This window comes from Azospirillum lipoferum 4B (assembly GCF_000283655.1).
Taxonomy (GTDB): domain Bacteria; phylum Pseudomonadota; class Alphaproteobacteria; order Azospirillales; family Azospirillaceae; genus Azospirillum; species Azospirillum lipoferum_C.
In genome coordinates this window covers 121,865-142,568 of sequence record NC_016585.1, presented here as the reverse complement: position 1 = coordinate 142,568, position 20,704 = coordinate 121,865, and the positions used below count along the sequence as shown (strand labels likewise).

The following is a 20,704-nucleotide window of genomic DNA, read 5'->3' as shown; positions in this document are numbered from 1 at the left end:
TCCGGGTGCCCGCGCCATCGCCTCAACTCCAGCCCGAGACCAGATCGACGAGGGCGCGGCCGGTCGGCCGTTGGATCGGGTCGGGAGACAGCAGCCGCTTGAGGTCGGCCGCAGCGGACGGCGGCAGCGCCATGCCGGCGGCGACCTTCTCCCAGAAGCCCGGCTTGCCGCGGCGGACGGCGAGTTCCTGGAAATCGCGGAACGGCAGCGTGCCGGCCAGCATGCGGATGGCCAGCGCACCCAGGCTGTAGCTGTCGGTCGCCTGTCCCAGGACTCCCCCGACGAACACCTCGCGCGCCTGATACTGCTGGTCGAAAAGCCGCCGGGCGTCGACCAGCAGCGTCGCCACGCTGTCGAGCCGGGCCAGTTCGAAGCCGGTCAGAACGGGGCGTCCGTCGCGTACCCGCAAGCTCTTCGGCGTGATGCCGCGGTGGACGACGTCGGCGCCCGCGAGGAGCGCAAGCAGCTCGGCCAGATCCCGCAGGATCGCGAGCCGTTCGGCCCGCGGCGGGTCGCCGGCCAGCCATTGGTCGAGGTCGGGGGACTGCACGGCCTCGAGGATGACATAGTAGGCATCGCCATCCTCGCCGTGCCCCAACAGGCGCTCGAGGCGGGGATCTTGCGGCAGTTCGCTGAGGATCTCCGCCTCGCGGCCGAGAGCGGCCAACGCGGCGTCCCGGTCGCCGCGCATCAGGCTCTTGAGACGGTAATGCTTCAGCAGAACGGGCTTGCCGCGGTTCGACCGTCCGGTGTGCAGCGCGTGGTATCCCGTCTCCTGGGCCGGCTTGCGGTCGAAGCTGTATGATCCGATGCGCCACGCCTCCGGATCCTCGGCCTCCTCCTCCTGCCCGGCGGCCAGCCGCCCGGCCACCTCTTCGATCTCCGCGGGCGAGAGAAGGCGGACGCGGCCCCCTTTCGACTGGGTCCGGAACGGTTTGAGAAAGTCGGCGAGAAGCGCCGGGAAGCGTGCGGTGCCGGCCACCATCACCTCGCCGGAGATCAGCGGCGCGGCATCGATCTGCCCGGAGGCGCGGACTCCGAAGACCTGGGCCCCGGGGTTGGTGAAGACCACCGCGGCCATCTTGCGCTGCCAGGGCTCCAGCGGCAGGTCCGGCACCCAACCGCTGATGTGGCGCAGCGCCTTCTTGAGCTTGTACACCGGATTGGATTCCGGCTCGCGGCGGTGCGTCCGCATGCCGGCGCCCGATTCCAGCGGGATCTCGATCCGCCCCCAATGGTCCTTCAGTTCGAGGAGCACGAGGCCTTCGGGGATGACGAGCACGCCGTCGGCGAGATACGACGCGCGAGCGCGGTCCACGGTCATGCTGCCGAGGATGCGGAAACCCGGGTAGCGGTTCGAGCGGAACAGCGCGTCCGCCAACTCCGCAAGACCGCGCCGCTCATGGTCGTGACCTTCCTGCACCCCGACGAAGGGGTCGTAGGGCCAGTGGTCGCGCTGGAAGTGCAGACGGCGCTCGAAAGGAAAGACGAGGAAGCTCCAGTCCGAATCCGTGCACACCCGCTCGCCGAGCGCACGCCAGTCCGCGTTGGTCGCCGATTCCCCATGCTGCGCGACCGCATGGGCAAGGCGTTGCGGATGCAGGCCATCCGTCGCCAGCACATGGAAGCCGTCCTTGGGCATCGGCAGGGTACATGTAACGATGCGCGGAGCGCCATCCTGGCCGAGGGCGGAGAGCGGCTGGGTGGTCGCTTCGATGGCGAGCCGGGCGCGCTTTGGGTTGGAGGCGTCGACCAGCGCAAGGTTGCCGACCGTGGCGACCTCGTACCCGTCACCGACCGCCCGGACCAAGGCGGCGACGGCCATGAGCCGGGCCGTGCTGAAGCTCCGCAGGCGTTCGTGCATGCGGTCCAGGATCGCTTCGAGCGGGATGTCGCGGGTCTCCGACCCGAGCGACTCCAGCACCTCGACGCACATGTCCGCCGCCAGCTTCGGATAGGAGCATCCGGAAACGCCATCGATCACTGCGGCAAAGCCCTGGTCATGCCGAATGAACATGCGGTCGGCGGCATCGGGGGGAGGGGCAGCGGGAAGGAAATCCTTGAAGTGCAGCATGCAGCCATCGTTTGTCTAGAAACGGCTCTGCGCAACTCCTATCATAAGCTGTAACAGCTCTCCAGATCGATTCCATGCCAGGAATATGAACCACACCGTCATGCGTTGTGAGTGTCGCTGGAATGCTCCCAGGAGAACACATATCGCCGCACAGCCCTAATCCGTGAACTCTTGCGAATGCTCACATCGGTCAGTTATTGGTATAGCAAATGGCAACGTACTGAGCTTGTGGTCGAAGTGGTGGATGAGGCCGCTGCCCTTCTGCCCACAGCGCCGAACTTGGCGTGAATATTGGTACTCAATCAACTATCTGCGAGACGAGCTTTTCTGGCGACAGAGATTCTCCAGCACCTCTCCCCTTCTTTCAGGATCTGCAAATAGATCAGTCAACAGATCAACGCCTCTCTTCTGAACAAGCGGATCTTTCGTATTAATTGAATATAGAAATGTGCCAACAACTTTGATGCGCAACTTCTCACGCTCCTCCTTATCTGCGGAAGATGTCGCATCATTCACTTCGAGACTTTGCCACACATCTATCATCTGTCGGGGCATCTCCACCCGCTGCCGCAGTTCGGCAAGAGGTACATCCACAAATTTCGCTGTTCCAATTTCATTGATCCGTTGCAAAGCAATCTGCTGCTCGGCAGCCAAAGGTACCCGTCCTTCGGCCAGAGCTTGGTCGATAGCCGCCGAGATCTGGACCAGACCACCCGACATCATCGCAAGAACGCCGGCAACTGCGAGAAGGCTGGCCCAGACAGCCGCATCTTTCCAGCTCTGCCGCCGCAGCAAAGCGCTGACCGCGGCCTCGGATTCGACGTTGCTCTCCACCATCAGCTCCCGCCTGTCAGCCGCCGGGAGCAACAGAACCTCCTCATCACTGCAGAGATAGATCCTTCGCTCGGCTGGCGGCAGGCTGCGGATATGGCAGATCAGACGATTCCGATCACCCACATAGTCCTGGTCGACCTCCGCCCGACGGCGCGCCAACTCCTCAAGGAAGAGGTGGTGTGGGGTCATGCCGCCAGCCTCGCTCATGTCAGACCGTCCCCCGCTCTTCGATCAGCGTGCCGCTGATCGCAGCCATGACCTTCGTCACCCAATCGGCGTAGGACCTGACGGCGCGGGCGGACATGGCCCGCGTCATGCCGTAATCCGCCTCCAGGTCCATCCGCGTGAGCTTCAAGGCTTTCACCAAGCGCATCGGAATCTTGCCATCGACGATGCGCCACATGTCGCTCAGGCAGCGTGGAATCGGCAATATCCGGATTCCCTCGCCTTCCACCCTCTGGAGATCGACCCAATCCTCAAAGCTTGCACGCGGGGGGCCATTGAGGACGAGGTACCGCTCCGCGCCCGGAAACGCCCTGACCTTGTCATACAGCACGTCCAAGGCACCGGTCATTGCTTCCCGCTCCGCCGTTGCGACAGCTACCAGGAGCAGGCGGTGGCCGCGGTCAATCACGTCGGTGGAGAAGTCCGACAAGCCCGCCCACTCGGCGAAGGAGGCAATCTCGTTAGCGCCGACGTCGATGACGACGTTGCCCTCCGCGGTCCGGTCAGTGATCTCGTCGTAGGTGGCGAGCGCTCGCGAGGCATCCTCGGCGGCTTCCTGCAGAGACGGCGGCTGCACACGATGGACGGCGTCGCCGTAGATCTGTGACAGCCGCGCGCTTGACTCGATCTCGATGTACCCCACCCCGGCGCCGCGGGAAATCAGCGTTTCGCCGATGGCGGTGGCGATGGTCGTCTTGCCGACGCCGCCGCGCTGGTTGGCGACGATGGCGACCAGCGGCCGGGGCTCGATGCAGGGGACCATGGGGGATTCGGCCGGGGTGGTGACGGCCGTCGGGACGCTGTCCATGCGCTTGGTCATCATGACCTCCATTCAAGAGGGAGCGGCGTCAGCGCGCCTCCCTGCTTGGGACTTGGAGTCGGATTGCCAATGGCGCAATCAGAACAGAGTCGGGGCAAAGGCGGATTTTCCTCTAATCGGTGATTTTTTTACCGGTGGTACCGCCTTCGACCGCCGTTGATGCGGTTCCAAGAGGCGATGCTCGTAATCGGGGGTGTCGGCGGTCCGATCCTGCACCGAAGGAGCGATCTGTCGGGGTTGAGCGATGGGGATGCCCTCCTTCTGCCATTCCGCCATGCTGCCCTGCTCGCAGCGCGTTACCATCGGAGCGGCGGACGGTTGCGTCCGGCCCGGTCGTCCGACCGGGCGGCGGATGCCGTGGTCCAGGCGCTCGACATCGCCAACCATCCGGCAGAGCGCCGCGCCATTGATGGGCGCTCCGGACTTCCATCGGACCCCCAGGCTGGCCAGCGTCTCGGCGATCACCGCCCAGGAGTCGCCGTCCTGGCGTGCCTTACGGATGTCCTTCAGATGAGCACGGATCAAATCACGCACCGTCGGCTTCGCTGCGGCCTGCGCGACCCGGCGGGCATCCCAGAAGCTGGGTGTCGTCATCGTGAGCACCTCTCCTCCAAATCCTACAGGGACATGGGAGAGACGGACATCGCGCGCTCGTGACGGAGCGAAATATCTGGAAGGGAGGCGCGGCCCAGCGCCGGAGTCGCCGGGCCGCGCCATTGGATCGAACAGCAACCTGGTACCCGGAGGGACGGATGCGGGCATATCGACACAGGATGGAAAGAGCATCGGCAACGGGTCTGAGGAAATCCAAGTTATTGACCATGAATTGACCAGTCAATGATTATTCATTCACACACACCCGTGCATTGAAATGCGGAATTGTACCGGCGCGGCACGATCCAGCCCTTGCTGGCTTTGCTTTCCGGCTGGTTAGGGTGCCGTAACGGGTTCCTATCGTCACGATGGATTTGGACGCCCGGCTCCGGCGGATAGCCCACCCTCATCGACTAGCAATGTGTCGCCGGCCCGCTCGGACGAGGTGCCTAAACCTGGTTCGGCGGGGTTCCGCGCCAAGCCCATATGGAGGGCGGGAACCGACGTCAGCGAGATCATCACATGGCCAGAATCCGGACTGGATACGAGCGCGTCCCGCTGGACGTGCCGGACGACCTGATGCAACGCGTCCGCCAGCGGCGGGGACGCGGCACCGATGCCGGTACGATGTTGCGCCTGCTTGAGCAGGCTCTGGATCTGGAGGAGGAACGCGCCGAGATCGCGTCCATGCGGCAGGAGATGAGGGCCATGATGGAGACAATCCGCGCTGCCACCGATGCCATCGCGTCCACGACGGACGACCTCCGCGACGGCGTGCTGACCCTGCTGGACCGCCGCGTCCCACCGACGAGGCGCTGATGCTGAGCATCCGGAAATCCGTCAACTCTGCCTATTACCTGGAGGAACTGGGTTGGTCAACCGACCCGACGACCGGCTACTACACCCGTACAGGTGTCGGCGGGCCCGAGCCGGACGGCGTCTGGTACAACCCGAGCGGTCAGTTCGGCGTGGCCGATGGTGCAACCATCGATCCCCTGCTGTTTGCGCAACTGCATGCCGGATTCGATGGCGATGGACGCCCGCTGGTGCGCAATGCAGGTGTCCCAGGCCGAAAGGAGGGGGAGCGACAAGATGCCAAGCGGGTGTCGGGATTCGACATGACTTTCTCGGCACCGAAGTCGGTCTCGCTCCTGTGGGCGTTGTGCCCGGAACCCGTCCGGCAGAAAATCGAGGACGCCCACCGGCACGCCGTCCACACCGCCTTGCGCCACATCGAGCAGCGCCTGCCGGGCCGCATCACTGTGGCTCGTTGGCAGCATGGCGCCTCCCGGCCAACCATAGAACGCGACGATGATGGGCAGGAGATGTCGCAACCCGGTGACATGCAGCTACACACGCATGGATTCGTTTTGAACTTGGTCTCATGCCCCGATGGCAGGACCAGGGCGCTGGACGCCGCCCCGCTCTACGCCAACAAGCTGGCACTCGGCGCCATATATCGAGCGGCATTGGCCCACGATCTGCGCACGCGGGTGGGTGTCGGCATCCACATCATTGATGACACCTTCGAAGTCGAGGGCGTGCCGTTCCTTCTGATCGACGAATTCTCGAAGCGATCGCGCGCCGCCTGCCGTGATTTGACCGTACAGGGCCGCACCGCAGCAAATGCGCGCGAGAAGGAGGTTGCCATCCTGCGGACGCGCTGTGGCAAGGACTACAGCGAAACCGCCGAGGCGCGCCACCGGCGCTGGCGCCGCGAAGCCACTGCTGCCGGGTTTCCGCCCGACACCCTCGACACGGTTTTCGTGAGCGGTCAGAACCTGACCGACCAATCGGCCCTGGACGGTTTGGTGGACCTTGCCAGCGAGGTGACCGAGACGAGCAGCGTGGTGCCGGAGGCCCGTATCTGGCAGCGGGTGGCCGTCGCGATGCAGGGGATCGGCGACTATGACGCCATCGCCACCGAGGTTGAGCGCCAGCTTCAGCAGAATTTTCTCTGCATCGGCGAGGATGGACGCGGACAGCCACTCTACACCACGCCGGCAATGATCGACGCCGAGCAAGCGGTGGAGGATGGTGCCAAGCACCTGGCTGGAAACGCGAGACACAGGCTGGACCAGCACGTCGTCGATGCCGTGCTGGCGACCCAGGCGCACCGACTCTCCGACGAACAGCGCGCCGCGGTGGTGCAGGCCACCACCGGTCCGGACCTCGCCGTGATCGAAGGGGGAGCCGGCACTGGCAAGAGCCATGCCCTGACCATCGTTGCCCGCCTCTATCAACAGGCCGGACGCCGCGTTGTCGGAGCCGCCGCTGCGTGGCGTGTCGCGCGGCAACTTGGCGAGGATTGCGGGATCGATTCCCGCGCCACGATGAAGTGGGTGACCGACCTGCGGCTCGGCCGCGACCGGTGGGACCGAAACACGGTCCTGATCCTGGACGAAGCCGGCATGACCGACGCCCGGGAACTGCGCACGATCCTCGACGCCGCCATCAAGGCGGAGGCCAAGGTCATCCTGACCGGTGACCGGCGCCAGCTCACCCCGGTCGGTCCGGGCCCCGGCCTGGAGCTGGCAGTCGGGGCCGTCGGCCGTTCGATCCGGCTGCGGCAGGCGCGCCGGCAGATCGACCCTCGCGACCGGGACATCGCCACCTGGGCGGGTGACGGCGACGCGGCCAAGGCATTGGCGGCTCTGGACGAGGCTGGCCGGCTGCGACTCGTTGAGGGGTGGCAGGCCACACTCGACAGCACGGTCGCCGATTGGGCCGCGTTCTCCGCCACCCATCCCGACCGCAATACCTTGATTCTCGCTCAAACCAACGCCGAGGTGCGGCATATCAATGCACAGGTGCGGGCGGTGTTGAAGGAGCGCGGCCTCGTGTCCCGGCAGCCGGAAGTGCTGATCCGGGCAGGCGCCGCCAGCGGCACGGCCCATGACCTTGCTCTGGCACCGGGAGACACCATCCGCTTCTACCGCCGGGACAATGCACTGGATGTCATCAACGGCACGATGGGAACTGTCGTCTCGATCGCCGCGACCGGGGATGGCCACGCCGACCTGGAGGTCGCAATTGACGACCGACGCGTTCGCTTCAGCACCCGCCAGCTATACGATTCAGATGTCGGACACATCCTGCTCGGCCATGCCTACGCCAGCACGGTGCACGGTGCCCAGGGGCTGACGGTGGACGACGTCTGGGCGGCGATGGCTCACGGCACGCGGACCGGCACCAGCAATTCCACCTATGTGATGCTGTCGCGCAATCGCCATCACGTGCGGCTAGTTGTCAACCGGACGGCGATCGAGGACGACATCCGCGACCGGAGCGGCGGGCGCCGTCGTCCAGATCGTGAGGCGGTGATAGCCCGGATGGCTGCCGATCTCGCCCGTCCGGCGGTCCAGCACTCCGCTTTGACAATCCTGCGCCGATCGGCCGATCCGATAGTGGAAGCGACATCGAGCACCGACAGCCTCCTGCGGGCCGCCGCCGGGCTGCGGGCGGCGTTGCGCACCTTGCGCAACCGCATGGCAGCCAGTGCCCGGCATGCCCACAGCACCGTCCGCGCGGCCACGTGGATTGAACGATTCCGTACATCGTCCGGTATCGCCACCCTGCAGGAGGACCCTCCCGGCCCGGAGCCTGATCTGCTGGATCACCTCCGCCAAGCCATCGAGCGGAGGCTGGGCGCCAGCGGACCGTCCAGACCCCGGGTCATCGCTGGAGTCCGTCGGTTGGCGCCGATCCCGCACCGCCTGTTGGATATTGCCGCCAACGGATGGCGCATACGACTCCGCGACACCGGTGGGCAAATCAGAGTGTCAACGACACAGCACTCCACCCATCCGGCCCCGCCATCCGTGGTCGACGAGGTGTACCGGGCGATCGGCTGCGAGACACGCCGCCGTCGCTGGACGGACCACGATATCCAGGCCGACGATGCGCTGGCGGAACGGCTGCGCGAGGGCTACGCCCCCATTGTCACGCCGCCGCCTGCCCCCTCGGCCAAGCCAAAGCGACGGATTGGACACAAGGTGGCTCCAATCATTCCACCGGACCTCACCGGACCGGATGTCAGCCGCAGGAAGCCGCAGCGGCGTCGCAGCGGGCGTGACGAACGGTGACCCATCCCAATCTGCCCAGTACCTATGGAACGGTGCTTACATTGGATCAGATCAGGACGCCAAAACATGAGAGCAAAGCACAGCCCCCTTCCTCGGACGAGCCTGAGGCCCCTCCAATTCGCCAGTCGCCGCACGGGCCGCACGGCAGGTTCTTTGCGCTATCGACAGCAAGATCGACGTGACGAAGCTTCACAGGACACTGTCGGCGGTATCCGATTCATTCGCGAGCGGGGCGTCAAGAAGGTGGTCCAGCGCGGCGAGGTCCTGATCGTCAGGCGGTACCCTCAGCGCCGCGAGCAGCAGTACCACCAGATCAGCGTCGAGATCGTCATCGAGGGTATCGGCCGAGACTGCGACTTTTCGCGATGTCATGATGAAGCTCCAGCAGCCAATTCACGTGGCGCCATCCATATTGACCAAACGATGTGTGTGCGGGCGGGCGCCATATTCCGCAGCCCCGATGTTCGCTAGAAGGTTGGCCGGCAGCCTGCCTGCGACGAACACCTCCGGGTCCTGGCGCTTCTTCGGCTATCCATCTCATGCAGATCGTCCCGCTGTCGCCCGGTAGCCTGAGAAGCATCACGGATATCGGCCGGCACCTTCACATCTCCTTCGTTGGGTTCTGTCATGGATGCCTACCAGCCAGCGACGGCCGGCGCCATCGGCAGCCCGGCCGCCTTCCATGCCTCGATGCCGCCGCGGTACCAGAGGACGGACCGATAGCCGAGCGCTGCCGCCCGCAGCGAGGCATTGTAGGACAACCAGCATTCCGCTGACAGGCAGTAGAAAACGACCGGCCGCTGCCGGTCGCCGCCGGTGAGCTGGGCCAACCGGTCACCGAGCTTGGCCTGCAGCGGATCGTCGAAGCTCTTGCCCAGCCCCGCGTCCACCAGCCAGACCGACTGCGGCAGACCCGGGTGTGCGGACCCGCCCAGAACGTCGACCAGCACCACCGACGGGTCGGCGGTGAGCAGCCGCAAGAGATCGGCGGTCGAAATGGTCCGCGCGCCCGGAACCGTCGTCGGCGTGCGGGCGTGATAGCCGCCGACCAGCAACGTGCTGCGCGGCGAAATGCCCCAGTCGGCAGCCTCGTCGGCATAGACCCTGTCAGTGAGGGCGATGCTGGCGAGCTGGGAACGGTCGGTGGGGCGGGAGGTCTGGCAGGCCGCCAGAGACAGGGTGGCGGCGCAAAGCGTAACGGCAACCCACTTCAATCTGGTCATACTGCCCTCATGGATATTGGAGAACGGTGTAGAATGCTCATGCTCATCAGACCGGCACGGCGAAGGCGAGCATCAGGCTCTGTGCATCGGAGCCGTGGAACGGCACCATCCCGATCCCCGGCAGCGGGGCCGCCAGGGGAACGGCGGGCACTCCAGCTGCCCAGGTGAGGTCGGCGGGCGCCTCGGCCAGCCGTCCAAGTATCAAGCTGCCCTCCTCAACCGGAGCCGAGAATTGCAAGCTGTCGACTTCCGACCCGGCCAGCGGAGCACCCTGGGCGGCGGACGGCGGGATAGCGGTCCTGCGATGCTCGTGGTAACCGTACTCGACATAATGGCGCGTCGCCGCCGTCAGGTCGGCGCCGAAGGCGGCGGCGATGTCGGGATTCGCCCGCTCGTAGGCCGCGGCGTCGAAGCCGTCGAGACGGCGCTGCTCCATTCGACCGGAATCGATGTAATGCCGGGAAGCGGCATCGCGGTCGGAGCCGAAGGCGGCGAGAAGATCGGGGTTCGAGGCGAGGTAGGCGTCCGCATCGAACGCCGTCGCGCTGCGCCCCTCCCGCAGGCCAGACTGGATGTAATGGTTCTCGGCCGCCTGGGCGTCGCTGCCAAAGGCGGCCATCAGGTCGCCATAGCCGGCAAGATACTGGTGGGGGTTGAAGGCCGTCGTCGACCGGCCCTCGCGGGCACCGAACTGGATGTAGTGCGACTGCGCGGCGGCAGTGTCGGTGCCGAACGCCTGGGCGAGATCAGCATTGCCCGCGAGGTAGCGCAGCGGGTCGAAGCCGTCGATGGCAGGCCCCCCGGTGGGATCGGCCTCGCGGCCGAACCAGATCGCCGCCGAGTTCTTGTAGACGGCGACGCCGACAGCGTTCCAGCTGTAGGACTTCCAATCGCCCTGGTTCGTCATGACCGCATTATGGCCGGAGCTCATCTTCCAGGCGGTGAGGAGAACGGAGGCCGTCTGCTCCGGCGTGCTGCGTACGACGCTGCCGGTCCCGGTGGCGAGGATCTCGAAGCCGTAACCGGCATAGCCGGTGCCCAGACGCGCCGGCGCATTCCAGATGGCGCCATAGGTGTTCGGGTCCTTGGCATTGTACGCGGCGTCGCTCCAGCTATGGGCGCGGTTCTCGCCCGGCAATTGGTCGGACACCGCGGTGCCGAGATTGTCGGCGATGTCGACGACATGGCGGGCCGCGGTGGTGGTCAGAGCCTTCGACAGCGGGATGGCCGGCAGCCCCAGTTGGGCCCGGTAGTCCATCAACTGGTCGTAGAGGACGATCTCGGCGCTGCTCAGGCCGTCCTGGGCGGTGGGGGTGTAAATGTTCACCATGGCGGTGGCTTTCCGGAAGCGCAGGATCAGGAGCAGGAGGCGTCGAGGCTGCGGGCGAGCGTCCGGGCCTCCTCGCCGACGGTGGACAGGGCGGCCCCCTTGCAGAGCAGCACCGCCTCGACATAGTCGCCGAAGCGAGGCTCCCGCCGGCCGGCGATGCCCTTGCGCTCATAGAAGCGTTCGTAGCGGTGGGTCGAGGTCCACAGCACGGCGATGACGCCATTGGGATCGATGACGACGGTCAGCGGCACCGGTTCGATCTCCTTGGGCGCCGGCAACTCGTCCTGGCTCGGTTGGCGACCATCCTGGACCGCGACGATGTGCGGGTCGAAGCCGTTGCTGCGCTGGTGGGCGACGTCGCGCTGCATCTGTCGCTGCGGGTCGGCGCCGGCGGGGCTGGCCCGGCTGACCGCCACCATCATCACCACGGGGACCTCGGGGTGGACCCGCATGAAGGCATCCAACCCCGGACGTTCTGCCAGACAGGGCACGCACCAGTCGGCACCGCGCTTGAACAGGAACCAGCGGCCCCGGAACTCATCGGTGCGATGGGCGATGCCATCCTCGCCGTGATAGCGGAAGACGGGCAGCCGATCGCCGGCGGCGAAGCCATAGGATTGGGCCTGGACCGGAGACACCGCCAGCATCGTCACGGAAGCCGCGAACGCCGGCGCCGCGGTGAACAGGATGGCGCCGATCCGAACAGCAGCAGAGAAGACGGACGGCATGATGGCTCCCCGGCAGTGGCAGGTCCGGGCCGACCGCCGTCGCAGTTCGGCTTCAGTCTCGACCTGATTTCAAGTGATCGTTGCATAATAGGAATTCGTTTCGTGGTCAAGCCACTCACCCGGAACGAAACTCCGGCTCATGAGCGATGACCTGAAACGTAGGATAGGAAAACGGTTGCGGGCCTTGCGCGAGAGCCGGGCCCTCAGCCAGGAGGACGTGGCTGCGGCGATCGACCGCAGCGTTGAGACGGTGAGCAACATCGAGCGCGGCCGGGTGCTAGCGGCGCTGGAGACGCTCGACCGCCTGTCGCGCCGCCTGGACGTGCCGCTGGTCGACTTCTTCGACGACGGCGAGGCGGTGGTGTCACCGGCCCGGGCCGCCACCGACATGCGGCTGCGCGAGGTGCTGCGCGGCCTGAGCGACCGGGAAGCCGAGGTGGCGCTCCGGCAGGTCGAGGCCCTGACCCTGCTGCGTCCGGACGGCAAGCGGCCATAGCCGGCACTGGTTGAGGGATGACCTCGCGCAATCGACCGCCTATGCCGACCGCAGTTGTCCCAACAGGGTGAAATGTCGGGCGAAGGGATGGAGATAGCGTCGCCGGACCAGGGCGACGACCGCCGCGATGACGGCAGCCGCCATCGCCCAGGGCGGTGCCGGGCCGTTGACCACCGTCATCAGCGTGTCCTCGATGCCGAAGGATTGGACAAAGGCCTCCCGCTCCAGAATCAGCGAGGCACCGCGCCGGAGCAGGAATGCGGCGAAGAGGTAGCCACCGACGGCGGTCAGGCCATAGAGCAGGACATGCAGGATCATGCCGATGGCCGGGCTGGCGGCGAAGCAGCCATGGAGCAGGCGGGCCTCGACCAGCTCCAGACTGAGCATCGCCGAACGCGACTGGAAGGCGAGTCCGATGAACAGACCGAGAAGCGCGATCTTGACCATCACGAGGAGGAGCAGGCCGATCAGGCCAGTCTCGAATCCGCCAAGGATCAGGTCGGCCACGGTGTTGACCAGCCAGATCAACGCCCCGGCCAGAACTAGATACGTGGCTCCGGCGATGGGACGCAATGCCGCGTTGGCTAACAGCCACCCTGTACTAAGGATGGCGGCGACCAGCAGGCCGATGATGCCGCCGCCGATCTGGCCGAAAGTCTCAGCGTCACGTTCGGATTGGAGCTTGGATTCCGCATCGGCCAATGCCTCGGCATAGGTCTGGCCGTAACCGGTCACGGTCATAGAGAGGGGTCCTTCTGAAGGGATGCAGCCGGCACAGGCATATCCGGCGCTCCTGGCACATCTGCGACTGGCGATACCGACGGCGGGACGGAGCCCGCGCGGAGCATCCGGCGGATGGAAGGCTGCATTCCGGGTTGAATGCGAAATTAACGTAGTTTATTTATATAATATAGGTTCAAGCCGGAATCAATTTCGGGTGCGAGGCTGCGGCATCTTGCCTGCGCCAGCGCGCCCCAAGCACCTCAGGCCGGCGGAATGCCGACCGTCGACGGACAGGAGCCTGCTATGGGCCTTTGCGATACGATGATCGTCCGGGTGCAACTCCTGAACGGCTTGCCTGACGGTCGGTGCGGCCATCGCTTCGACGCCCCAGGCATCGACCTTCACAGGCAGGAGCCGAACAGCACCTCCGGCAGCACTCGGTCTGGACGCCTTGTCGGCCAAGCTGGAGAGCGCAAGCCATGACCCCGCCCATCGAACCGTATCACTTCCAGGAGAGGTCCATGCTCGACCCGATCCGCACCCAGGCACTGCGCACCGTGATCGACAGTTTGCCCCTCACGGGGCGCCAGCGGGATCTTGCGGACGAAACCATCGCCTCGCTGTTGCCCGAGGAGGCTGACGCTATGATCCGCTTGCACCAGGATTTGGTCGAAAATCTCCCCGCCGCCCGGGCGGCAATCGATCACATCACGGGGGCGCGGGGCGCGGGACAACCCAACGAGTCAGCGTCTCAGACAGCGTCCACGATGACGGTCCCTGGTCGTTTCCTTTCCATTGAAGCATCTCGTCCTTCAACTGGGCCATCCCAAGATGAAGACATATGAATAGCGGATATGCCACTGACCTTCTTCAACTGCTCACCGTGCGATGTGGCATTGAGCATTCTGGCCGTCTCATCAGACCAGGGTTCCCCAGGAAATGTCGAGATCCTGGTATCAAGTATCGGATCGGATGGTTCGTTCTGCATCACAGGCGGTGAAACCTGCCATCTGACGTTTGGCCCCAGCGTGGATTGGCTGGTCGAAATCAGCCGTGCCGTCATGTGGAGCGCCATAGATATGTATCGTGATGAGTACATCAAGCACTGGTGGGAATGGGGACACTTCTTTTCAAACATCTTCGGCTACAGCCCAAATACTCCGCATTGGGAAGACTCGTTAAAAAAGTGGACACTAACTGCCCACGAACGGATGCGGCTTGCCGCCGCCATCGATCAACAAACTGCGAAGACGTAGTAAATGGGAGTTTACTATCATCTCGTTCGGAGTTGGCGACCGCTACGCACAGATATGTCGCCACTCGCCGACACCAATAGATTGCGCAGTTCAGGAGGCTCCACCACAGGAACCGAATGACCAAGGAAGACAACGATGGTTGAAACGGAGAAGAAGCAATGACAAAAGACGGTGTGATTTCCGGCTTCAGAACACTTGATCCGGAGTATCGCATCATTCCGCGTCGGCCTTGCGGCGATGTCGTTCCCCAGCGGAGATGGTGGAGGCGGACCCTGCCATCCGTGACAAAGTTCACCGCAGGCAGCGATGGTCCGTGGGACCGCTGCGCCCGCTGCGGAATGTGGCGGGACCAGGACCGTCTCGGCCCCGGTATGTGGCTTTGTGCCGGCGAGTATGGCCTGTGCGGAATGTGCCATCACGTTGTGATGCGCGAGATCGACCGGCACGCCCATCGGGAGGGGTCGCTGAATGTCTACGACTACATGGAAAGCTTGTCGGCAGGATGGCCGAAGCGAGGACTGAGATCGCAGAGAGCCGAGAAGGTTGCGGCGCAGACTCAGCAGTATTGTCTACCGGCATCATCGACTGAGCCGCTCGATGACCGGCCGGAGCCGTCCACCACGATCACCCGCCCGCGCGGACGCGGGCGAGGCGCCGAGTGTCAGAGCCAGCATCAATCCGACCTCCTGAACCTGGAATGAACGACCAGGAGAGCGTGGACGGGGCGGCATCCGGCCGGACCGCGGCCGCGCCCTGCGGCGCCGCGGTCCAGCCGGACGCCACCCCGTCAATCAATCCAGGTCCAGTTTCATGAAATCCATGCAACCGCCCTTCGAATCCGCCGCCGCCCGCATCTGCCGGCTACGTCGGATTGCCGAGCGTGCGGAGCGCGACTGCGCCGCCAACGGCGGTCGTCCCGACCTGCTGCTGCGCGCGGCTCTGCACCACCACGCGGCTGGTGACGTCGACATTGCGAGGGAGCAGGCGGAGACGATCGTCGATCGAGCCGACAATGACCCCGAGTACGCGCCGCTCTGGCTGATCCGCCAAGCCCGGGATCTGATCGCCCGCATCGACGGCACGGATGACGCTTCGCGTGTAGTCGGCTGACCCACTTCGATCTTCGCAACACTCGTCGCCTAAACACGTCCTGATCCAAGATGAGGTCGCAATGCCCGACTCACTGTTTGGCCTCCCGGTTCCAACGAACGAAACGCCACATGTCGTCGAGGATCACCCGCTGCCCACACCAAGAACCGCCGTCATTATCGCCAGCGACCGGTTTGCCTTGCAGGGCATCGTCGTGCTGCTCGGGCAGGTCGATTCCATTGACACCATAGAGGCACACGACAGCCTGGACGCTGCGATGGCTGGACCGGCCGCGGCACTCATCATCATCCATGCCGCAACGGTCGGCCTGACCACACCACAGGTGACGGCACTGGTCGAGCACAGACAGGCCGGAGTTCTCCTTGCTGCTGGAGGTTGCGGAGGCGGTGGTTTGGCAACGCTGCGGGCCGCCGGAGCACGCGGACTCCTGACCGGGACGGAAGCGCCCACGTTGTGCGCCAGCCTATTCCAACTGGTCCTTGCCGGCGGCTGGTGCTGGCCTGCAACAGAGGCAATCGATCCGAATGAGAGCGCGGCTTTGCCCAACAACCCCGGCTCTGCGTTCGCTCTTACCGCAAGGCAGCAGGAGGTTGCGGCGGAACTGGCGCGCGGCCACAGCAACAAGGTCATCGCTGCCACGCTCGGGATGACCGAAGGGACGGTCAAGGTGCATCTCACCGCGGTCTTTCGGACGCTCGGCGTCAGCAACAGGGCAATGGCGGTTGCTCGCTTGCTTCCCGTGCTGGGCGCTGCGGCTCGCAGGATGAGCTCAACTGAACAGGGTGAGAAACGCTGATGACCATGCGGCGGACGAAACCCTCTCTGATGAAGCACGTGCCATCGTCCGCCGAGACCTGTCGATGCGCGCGTTGCGGCATCTGGCACGATCAGGACCGCGCCGGTCCTGAAACTTGGCTCATCGTCGGACCGCCTGACGATACCGATACCTTCGGACTTTGCAGCCGCTGCCGTATCGCAATGATGCGGCGACGGCCGCACTACCTCGACCCGGATACGTATCTGACCTTACTGCCGTCCCGCTGGCCGCGCCGGGGACGTCAAAACCAATAGGACCCTGATCATGGCCCGCTGTTACACCGCCGCCGACAGGGAAGCGGCTCAACGCATCGTCCAGGCCATTGTGCCTCAGAGATTTGTCGTCGGCGTCAGCCCCCATGTCATAGACGGCAAGCTGTGGGTGAGGGTTGATGATGCACCTTTTCCCGCTTTCCTGCCGCGGCGGATCATCCGCTTCGGGAAGAGTATTTCTTACAGCATCACCGCCCCCGACACCCTGACCTATCCGCCTTCCGTCGCTGCCGTATTCCTGGACATCCGCGCGGCACTCTCGGCCTCGGGGATTGACGAGGTGGACATCAGTCTGTCGCAAGCGGCCGCAGCACGGCAGGCTAAACGGATCCTTGCCCTGGCCTACAGCGCCCATGGACGCATGCGACTGGCCGGACTGCTTGCCGCGGCCGGATTGAGCGACGAGGCGGTCGCCGATCAACTCGACTGGCTCGACCGGACCTCGTAAGAAGAAGGCCTTGTCATGCTACTTTCCGACAGCAGGGATCGCCAGGAAACGCCGATTGGACGCCTCGCCCACCGATGGATGGTCGATAACTGTCCGACTGACTGTATTGAAAATGAACAAGAAACGGCCGACCGCTCCGATCGCATTGCCGACGCACTGGAAAGCTTGATGAAACTGTCGGCGACGAATTGGATGGATGCCGAGGCGAAGCTCCTGGTCTTGTCCATCCGCTTACGTCAAACAGCCACTACAGCCGATCCCGAGTCATTGCTGCTGGCTCATCTGGCTGCCAGCATACAGCATGATCTGGTCCGTCTACGCCTCTGAGCGGTCCGGCTTGAACATGCACCGCCGTATTGCGCGGATATAGTCGGTATCGTGGACTTGGCGTGGAGAGACAAGTGACACGCTCGAAGGGCATCCTTGGCGACACGCCGCGCTTCTACTGCGGCCAAGCGCAGACCGCCAAGGTGGCCGTCGGTGTCGCGGCCCTCAAGTGCACGGTCAATCTCGGACACGCGGCGACCGTCCTTGGATCCTGATCATCAGGGGGCAAGAGCAATCTCTTGCCCCGCTTGCCTCGTTGCAGTACGTCACTGATCGGCTGAGGGACAAGAGCCTGGCCGATCCACACCGGGTCGGAGTTCAGGGTGGCCCTGTACCGACTGATCGCCATCAGCAAGGGCCATGAAGGGTATCCCGAACTTGATCCGGAATGACGATGGCCCCATCCAGGGTTATCATCACCGCTCTGGATCAGTGAGTCGTTTAATCACGACTGATGGATCTGATCAAAGAGCGAGAGTCGAGATCCAGCCTTCTTCCCCAATAGTGCGCAAAAGGTAGGTTCACCTCACTGCTTTGGGTCGCGTGCGCGGCCTGCATGCGCTCGTGCGCAGTTTCGGGCATCCGCATCGGTTCGCCGCAGAAGGTGCATGTGCATTTGATATCATCATCATCATGGGTCGGTGCAGGCACCCAGTGCAGCGCATTGCACTCATAGCAGAACTCCACCACGTAATGTACCGGCCCGTGTAAGTAGCGCACCTGCGCGCATTCTATGTTGTACTCTGCTTGGATCACTTGCTCAATGAGTTGCCACACCTCTGCTTCGATGCGCGGACCCAAGGCGTGTATCGGTCCTATGTGTATACCAATGAGTTCGTCGATCTGCTCCCGTATGAATTCGACGCGCTCCATGAGGGCAGTCACGATAGCGAGACCATCCTCAGCACCGACATCCGTTTCAACGTTCGATATGCCCTTGCTTTCATCCATCGCAGCAGCCTCCATCATCTCGAGAGCACCGGCATGGAGGAAAGGCCTGCCCCATATCCGGAACATGCCGTTTACGAGAACCCTCCTCCGCAAGGGGGGATGGGACGTCGACCTCCGATCAGCAAGGGGGGAAATGCACATCAACGTGCGATTCTCGGACCTGTCATTCAGTTCAGGACGTCCACCGCACTTGGAGTAGCGCCCAATGGCGTCCGAAGGGCCGTTCCCGCAGTCAGCTGTCAAACAACTTCAGGAGATGGAGGTGATTCGCCGACCTGTTGCACGGTCAACCGGCACGGGGGAAACCCAGATTCCGCTGTAGTCAAGACATTTATTTACGCAAGAGTTCCTCAGAGGAAGAACGAGTAGACCGCGAGGCGGAGCGCCGGAGCACCCTGAACGTGACGCCACAAAACGAGGGATGGGCCCACGTCGGCGTCAACAGGAGGCGGTCATGCACCCCACCATCCCGTACCCGCTCGACGGGATCACCGCCAGCACGCTGGCGGGTCTGCGCGGCGCGTCCGCGCTCGGCATTACCATGATAGCCGTGACCGACGGCGCGGTCGAGGTCTGGCCGGACCGCATCCATCACGACACCCTGGAAGCGGTCGGCGTCCTGACACTCGCGGCGCTGGACGAGGAGTACGCCCGCCTGCGCTTTCCCGCCGAGCCCTACAGCCTCGGCTGGTTGGTGGACAAGGCGATGTGCTTCGACCACCGGGAGCAGACGGCGATCGTCGGCAGCGTCCCGCCGGCAGGCTTCCGCGGCGGGACGCGGCCCCACTTCAGCGCCTCGGCGGACCGTATCATCGAGCAGCAAGGGCTGTCGGGCCTATGGCGCCGCTCCGGCCGGAGCGGAACCCACTGCGACCTGCGCCCGATCGACCTCGAAGCGTACGCCCGCGCCCTGCGACACGCGGATTCAGTGCGACGGATCACCGCCCTGGTCCTGCTGGGCCTGTACAATGCCAACATGTTGCGCGCCGTCGCCAAGCGCACCCTGCGCATCGGCGCCGTTGATGCGCTCGGGATCCTGCGACGGACGGCCCCCGACGCCTGGAGCGACGCGCTGATGCTGCTCTCCCACTACCCCGGCTGGTAGAGCCGCCTCCAGAACGAGGGATGCCTCGACATGGGGCATCCGGCCTGTCTTGGATCGAGCACGGGAGTGCGACCACATGTCCATCATGTCGAAGACCGCGCCGGAGCAGGATCCGGTCACCTTGAACGTGACCGACGCCCTGGCTCACCGGCAGAACGCCCCGGTGGGACCGTGGCAGCCGAACCAGATCTCCGCGAGCGCCGCCCACTCCAACACCCCCACCTCGACGGAGCAGCCCGACGCCGCGCGGGCGACCAACACGATCACTGACAGGATCACCGGCGAAATCAGAGCGATGTCCAGTTCCTTGACGGTGCAGGAGATCCTCACGGCGTTGGGGTTCCAGGCCGACGAGATCGCTGGAGCCCGGACCTATGTCAGCCGGCGCGACCGACAAACTCATCCGCCCGGGCGGTTCGACAGTGCCGGCCGGTTCTGGGCCGAGGAGCATTTCCCCTGCTGCGCCGGGCTCCGCTCGCCATCGCGGGCCTATCCTTATCCGCAGATGACGCATTGCCGGTCGCTCGACCACGTCGCTCACCTGCACAACGCGCATCGCGCCCGCGTGCGCGCGGCCGTGCGCCTCCTGGATGACCTCGGGGCGCTCTCCTTGGTGGACATCGACGTGTTATGGCAGCGCTTCGGCCAGGTCATTCGGCGGTCAGCCAAGGCGGCCCTCGACGACGCCGGGGACACGATGTCGGCACACGAACGCATGCGTCTCCACCGGTTGGCCGCTCCCAAAAAGTGCTGATCCGACCACAAACAAATCGCCATCCCCCTCACCGGTACACCGGTGAGGGGGATGGCATGAACCGGTCGTAGCCTGCCTGCCATACGGCCGTGCGCCGTGGCCGGCAAGCGCACTCGCGGGCGGCACCCTCGGAACGGAAAATGAAGCGTGCCCACTCGACCTCACCGAACAGGTTGGGCGCGGTGCGAATTCCAGATTGCGGCTTCGGAAAACGGCGCGGAGTGATAGATGATTGAGCGGGGCGATGTGGTGATCCGCTTGGGAGGCCAGCGACTGGTCGTAATGATCTGCGGCGACTGCTTGAATGATCTGTGTTTTGTCAATGACCTGGGGGAGCCGTCAAGAGACGTGGAGAAAATACAAACAGCAATCACTCGGATTGACGGTGCCGTGATGATTCTGTTCGGCGACAAATGCAGCCAACGTGAACTGTCAGGCCATGAGCGCATGTGGCTGATATCACGGCTGCGCGTGGCGAATTTGCTTGCTGAACTTGCGGGCTGATTTAACGCGTTTCATTGCCCGTCTGAGC

The 20,704-nt window shown here is 64.4% G+C and carries 23 protein-coding genes; 13 read left to right on the top strand and 10 right to left on the bottom strand.

What is annotated here, in order from left to right; translation table 11 throughout:
* Nucleotides 1–22: 22 nt before the first annotated feature.
* From AZOLI_RS14485 to AZOLI_RS14470, 4 genes are all read right to left on the bottom strand, one after another.
* The gene (locus AZOLI_RS14485; protein WP_014187919.1) at nucleotides 23–2,074 is read right to left on the bottom strand and encodes a protein kinase domain-containing protein; all 2,052 of its coding nucleotides are present in this window, start codon (nucleotides 2,072–2,074) and stop codon (nucleotides 23–25) included.
* 306 nt (nucleotides 2,075–2,380) lie between these two features.
* Nucleotides 2,381–3,115, bottom strand: coding sequence for a hypothetical protein (locus AZOLI_RS14480; protein WP_014187918.1), 735 nt, complete (start codon nucleotides 3,113–3,115; stop codon nucleotides 2,381–2,383).
* Between the two features lies 1 nt (nucleotide 3,116).
* Nucleotides 3,117–3,956, bottom strand: a complete 840-nt coding sequence (locus AZOLI_RS14475; RefSeq protein WP_162488204.1) for a hypothetical protein — start codon at nucleotides 3,954–3,956, stop codon at nucleotides 3,117–3,119.
* Between the two features lie 75 nt (nucleotides 3,957–4,031).
* Entirely contained in the window at nucleotides 4,032–4,547 is a 516-nt protein-coding gene (locus AZOLI_RS14470) for a hypothetical protein (protein WP_014187916.1), read from the bottom strand.
* A gap of 522 nt (nucleotides 4,548–5,069) precedes the next feature.
* Here AZOLI_RS14470 and AZOLI_RS14465 point away from each other — a divergent pair.
* Together AZOLI_RS14465 and mobF are read left to right on the top strand one after the other, a co-directional pair.
* A complete protein-coding gene (locus tag AZOLI_RS14465) occupies nucleotides 5,070–5,366 on the top strand; it encodes a hypothetical protein (protein ID WP_014187915.1) in 297 nt (98 codons plus the stop codon).
* Nucleotides 5,366–8,632 carry a MobF family relaxase gene (mobF, locus tag AZOLI_RS14460; protein ID WP_014187914.1) on the top strand — a complete coding sequence of 1,089 codons (3,267 nt, stop codon included), beginning with the start codon at nucleotides 5,366–5,368 and terminating at the stop codon, nucleotides 8,630–8,632. The genes AZOLI_RS14465 and mobF overlap by 1 nt, the downstream gene beginning before the upstream one ends.
* Before the next feature lie 189 nt (nucleotides 8,633–8,821).
* On the opposite strand, the gene AZOLI_RS14455 is transcribed toward mobF, so the two are convergent.
* From AZOLI_RS14455 to AZOLI_RS14440, 4 genes are all read right to left on the bottom strand, one after another.
* Nucleotides 8,822–9,004, bottom strand: a complete 183-nt coding sequence (locus AZOLI_RS14455) for a hypothetical protein (protein ID WP_044551308.1) — start codon at nucleotides 9,002–9,004, stop codon at nucleotides 8,822–8,824.
* A gap of 263 nt (nucleotides 9,005–9,267) precedes the next feature.
* Nucleotides 9,268–9,855, bottom strand: a complete 588-nt coding sequence (locus AZOLI_RS14450; RefSeq protein ID WP_014187913.1) for a rhodanese-like domain-containing protein — start codon at nucleotides 9,853–9,855, stop codon at nucleotides 9,268–9,270.
* Nucleotides 9,856–9,901: 46 nt separating this feature from the next.
* Complete coding sequence (locus tag AZOLI_RS14445; RefSeq protein WP_014187912.1) at nucleotides 9,902–11,185, bottom strand: CAP domain-containing protein; 1,284 nt, start codon at nucleotides 11,183–11,185, stop codon at nucleotides 9,902–9,904.
* Nucleotides 11,186–11,211: 26 nt separating this feature from the next.
* Complete coding sequence (locus AZOLI_RS14440; protein WP_014187911.1) at nucleotides 11,212–11,913, bottom strand: thioredoxin family protein; 702 nt, start codon at nucleotides 11,911–11,913, stop codon at nucleotides 11,212–11,214.
* Nucleotides 11,914–12,052: 139 nt separating this feature from the next.
* Between AZOLI_RS14440 and AZOLI_RS14435 the strand changes: the two genes are divergently transcribed.
* The gene (locus AZOLI_RS14435) at nucleotides 12,053–12,409 is read left to right on the top strand and encodes a helix-turn-helix domain-containing protein (RefSeq protein WP_012978168.1); all 357 of its coding nucleotides are present in this window, start codon (nucleotides 12,053–12,055) and stop codon (nucleotides 12,407–12,409) included.
* Between the two features lie 39 nt (nucleotides 12,410–12,448).
* Here AZOLI_RS14435 and AZOLI_RS33265 read toward each other — a convergent pair whose 3' ends face one another.
* Nucleotides 12,449–13,150, bottom strand: a complete 702-nt coding sequence (locus tag AZOLI_RS33265; RefSeq protein WP_014187909.1) for a hypothetical protein — start codon at nucleotides 13,148–13,150, stop codon at nucleotides 12,449–12,451.
* 503 nt (nucleotides 13,151–13,653) lie between these two features.
* Here AZOLI_RS33265 and AZOLI_RS32980 point away from each other — a divergent pair.
* The 7 genes from AZOLI_RS32980 (at nucleotide 13,654) to AZOLI_RS32525 (ending at nucleotide 17,577) form a co-directional block, all read left to right on the top strand.
* Nucleotides 13,654–13,977 carry a hypothetical protein gene (locus tag AZOLI_RS32980; RefSeq protein WP_193353751.1) on the top strand — a complete coding sequence of 108 codons (324 nt, stop codon included), beginning with the start codon at nucleotides 13,654–13,656 and terminating at the stop codon, nucleotides 13,975–13,977.
* Between the two features lie 9 nt (nucleotides 13,978–13,986).
* Nucleotides 13,987–14,388 carry a hypothetical protein gene (locus tag AZOLI_RS31195; RefSeq protein WP_014187907.1) on the top strand — a complete coding sequence of 134 codons (402 nt, stop codon included), beginning with the start codon at nucleotides 13,987–13,989 and terminating at the stop codon, nucleotides 14,386–14,388.
* 810 nt (nucleotides 14,389–15,198) lie between these two features.
* Nucleotides 15,199–15,498: a hypothetical protein gene (locus AZOLI_RS14420; protein WP_014187906.1), complete on the top strand. Its 300-nt coding sequence runs from the start codon at nucleotides 15,199–15,201 to the stop codon at nucleotides 15,496–15,498.
* 61 nt (nucleotides 15,499–15,559) lie between these two features.
* Nucleotides 15,560–16,294 carry a helix-turn-helix transcriptional regulator gene (locus AZOLI_RS30685; protein ID WP_014187905.1) on the top strand — a complete coding sequence of 245 codons (735 nt, stop codon included), beginning with the start codon at nucleotides 15,560–15,562 and terminating at the stop codon, nucleotides 16,292–16,294.
* Nucleotides 16,295–16,579: 285 nt separating this feature from the next.
* Complete coding sequence (locus tag AZOLI_RS14410) at nucleotides 16,580–17,035, top strand: hypothetical protein (protein WP_014187903.1); 456 nt, start codon at nucleotides 16,580–16,582, stop codon at nucleotides 17,033–17,035.
* A gap of 15 nt (nucleotides 17,036–17,050) precedes the next feature.
* Nucleotides 17,051–17,362: a hypothetical protein gene (locus tag AZOLI_RS31185; protein WP_014187902.1), complete on the top strand. Its 312-nt coding sequence runs from the start codon at nucleotides 17,051–17,053 to the stop codon at nucleotides 17,360–17,362.
* 74 nt (nucleotides 17,363–17,436) lie between these two features.
* Nucleotides 17,437–17,577, top strand: a complete 141-nt coding sequence (locus AZOLI_RS32525) for a hypothetical protein (RefSeq protein WP_162488203.1) — start codon at nucleotides 17,437–17,439, stop codon at nucleotides 17,575–17,577.
* Nucleotides 17,578–17,803: 226 nt separating this feature from the next.
* Here the strand turns inward: AZOLI_RS32525 and AZOLI_RS32520 are convergent, their stop codons facing one another.
* The gene (locus AZOLI_RS32520; protein WP_162488202.1) at nucleotides 17,804–18,313 is read right to left on the bottom strand and encodes a hypothetical protein; all 510 of its coding nucleotides are present in this window, start codon (nucleotides 18,311–18,313) and stop codon (nucleotides 17,804–17,806) included.
* Between the two features lie 454 nt (nucleotides 18,314–18,767).
* On the opposite strand from AZOLI_RS32520, the gene AZOLI_RS14400 reads away from it, so the two are divergent.
* From AZOLI_RS14400 to AZOLI_RS32515, 3 genes are all read left to right on the top strand, one after another.
* Nucleotides 18,768–19,418, top strand: a complete 651-nt coding sequence (locus AZOLI_RS14400) for a hypothetical protein (protein WP_014187900.1) — start codon at nucleotides 18,768–18,770, stop codon at nucleotides 19,416–19,418.
* Between the two features lie 76 nt (nucleotides 19,419–19,494).
* Nucleotides 19,495–20,172, top strand: coding sequence for a hypothetical protein (locus AZOLI_RS14395; protein ID WP_014187898.1), 678 nt, complete (start codon nucleotides 19,495–19,497; stop codon nucleotides 20,170–20,172).
* A gap of 228 nt (nucleotides 20,173–20,400) precedes the next feature.
* Nucleotides 20,401–20,676 (top strand): hypothetical protein, encoded by a 276-nt coding sequence (locus tag AZOLI_RS32515; RefSeq protein ID WP_044551290.1) that lies wholly within the window; start codon nucleotides 20,401–20,403, stop codon nucleotides 20,674–20,676.
* The last annotated feature ends 28 nt before the right edge of the window (nucleotides 20,677–20,704 follow it).

Excerpts from the sequence above, each read along its gene's own strand:
- mobF (WP_014187914.1), top strand. The coding sequence starts at position 5,366 with ATGCTGAGCATCCGGAAATCCGTCAACTCTGCCTATTACCTGGAGGAA.
- AZOLI_RS14395 (WP_014187898.1), top strand. The coding sequence starts at position 19,495 with ATGTCCATCATGTCGAAGACCGCGCCGGAGCAGGATCCGGTCACCTTG.
- AZOLI_RS14435 (WP_012978168.1), top strand. The coding sequence starts at position 12,053 with ATGAGCGATGACCTGAAACGTAGGATAGGAAAACGGTTGCGGGCCTTG.
- AZOLI_RS14475 (WP_162488204.1), bottom strand. The coding sequence starts at position 3,956 with ATGATGACCAAGCGCATGGACAGCGTCCCGACGGCCGTCACCACCCCG.
- AZOLI_RS14485 (WP_014187919.1), bottom strand. The coding sequence starts at position 2,074 with ATGCTGCACTTCAAGGATTTCCTTCCCGCTGCCCCTCCCCCCGATGCC.
- AZOLI_RS14400 (WP_014187900.1), top strand. The coding sequence starts at position 18,768 with ATGCACCCCACCATCCCGTACCCGCTCGACGGGATCACCGCCAGCACG.
- AZOLI_RS14450 (WP_014187913.1), bottom strand. The coding sequence starts at position 9,855 with ATGACCAGATTGAAGTGGGTTGCCGTTACGCTTTGCGCCGCCACCCTG.
- AZOLI_RS14480 (WP_014187918.1), bottom strand. The coding sequence starts at position 3,115 with ATGAGCGAGGCTGGCGGCATGACCCCACACCACCTCTTCCTTGAGGAG.
- AZOLI_RS33265 (WP_014187909.1), bottom strand. The coding sequence starts at position 13,150 with ATGACCGTGACCGGTTACGGCCAGACCTATGCCGAGGCATTGGCCGAT.
- AZOLI_RS14440 (WP_014187911.1), bottom strand. The coding sequence starts at position 11,913 with ATGCCGTCCGTCTTCTCTGCTGCTGTTCGGATCGGCGCCATCCTGTTC.
- AZOLI_RS14470 (WP_014187916.1), bottom strand. The coding sequence starts at position 4,547 with ATGACGACACCCAGCTTCTGGGATGCCCGCCGGGTCGCGCAGGCCGCA.
- AZOLI_RS32515 (WP_044551290.1), top strand. The coding sequence starts at position 20,401 with ATGATTGAGCGGGGCGATGTGGTGATCCGCTTGGGAGGCCAGCGACTG.
- AZOLI_RS32980 (WP_193353751.1), top strand. The coding sequence starts at position 13,654 with ATGCTCGACCCGATCCGCACCCAGGCACTGCGCACCGTGATCGACAGT.
- AZOLI_RS31185 (WP_014187902.1), top strand. The coding sequence starts at position 17,051 with ATGCTACTTTCCGACAGCAGGGATCGCCAGGAAACGCCGATTGGACGC.
- AZOLI_RS14420 (WP_014187906.1), top strand. The coding sequence starts at position 15,199 with ATGAAATCCATGCAACCGCCCTTCGAATCCGCCGCCGCCCGCATCTGC.
- AZOLI_RS14410 (WP_014187903.1), top strand. The coding sequence starts at position 16,580 with ATGGCCCGCTGTTACACCGCCGCCGACAGGGAAGCGGCTCAACGCATC.
- AZOLI_RS32520 (WP_162488202.1), bottom strand. The coding sequence starts at position 18,313 with ATGGATGAAAGCAAGGGCATATCGAACGTTGAAACGGATGTCGGTGCT.
- AZOLI_RS31195 (WP_014187907.1), top strand. The coding sequence starts at position 13,987 with ATGCCACTGACCTTCTTCAACTGCTCACCGTGCGATGTGGCATTGAGC.
- AZOLI_RS30685 (WP_014187905.1), top strand. The coding sequence starts at position 15,560 with ATGCCCGACTCACTGTTTGGCCTCCCGGTTCCAACGAACGAAACGCCA.
- AZOLI_RS14445 (WP_014187912.1), bottom strand. The coding sequence starts at position 11,185 with ATGGTGAACATTTACACCCCCACCGCCCAGGACGGCCTGAGCAGCGCC.
- AZOLI_RS14455 (WP_044551308.1), bottom strand. The coding sequence starts at position 9,004 with ATGACATCGCGAAAAGTCGCAGTCTCGGCCGATACCCTCGATGACGAT.
- AZOLI_RS14465 (WP_014187915.1), top strand. The coding sequence starts at position 5,070 with ATGGCCAGAATCCGGACTGGATACGAGCGCGTCCCGCTGGACGTGCCG.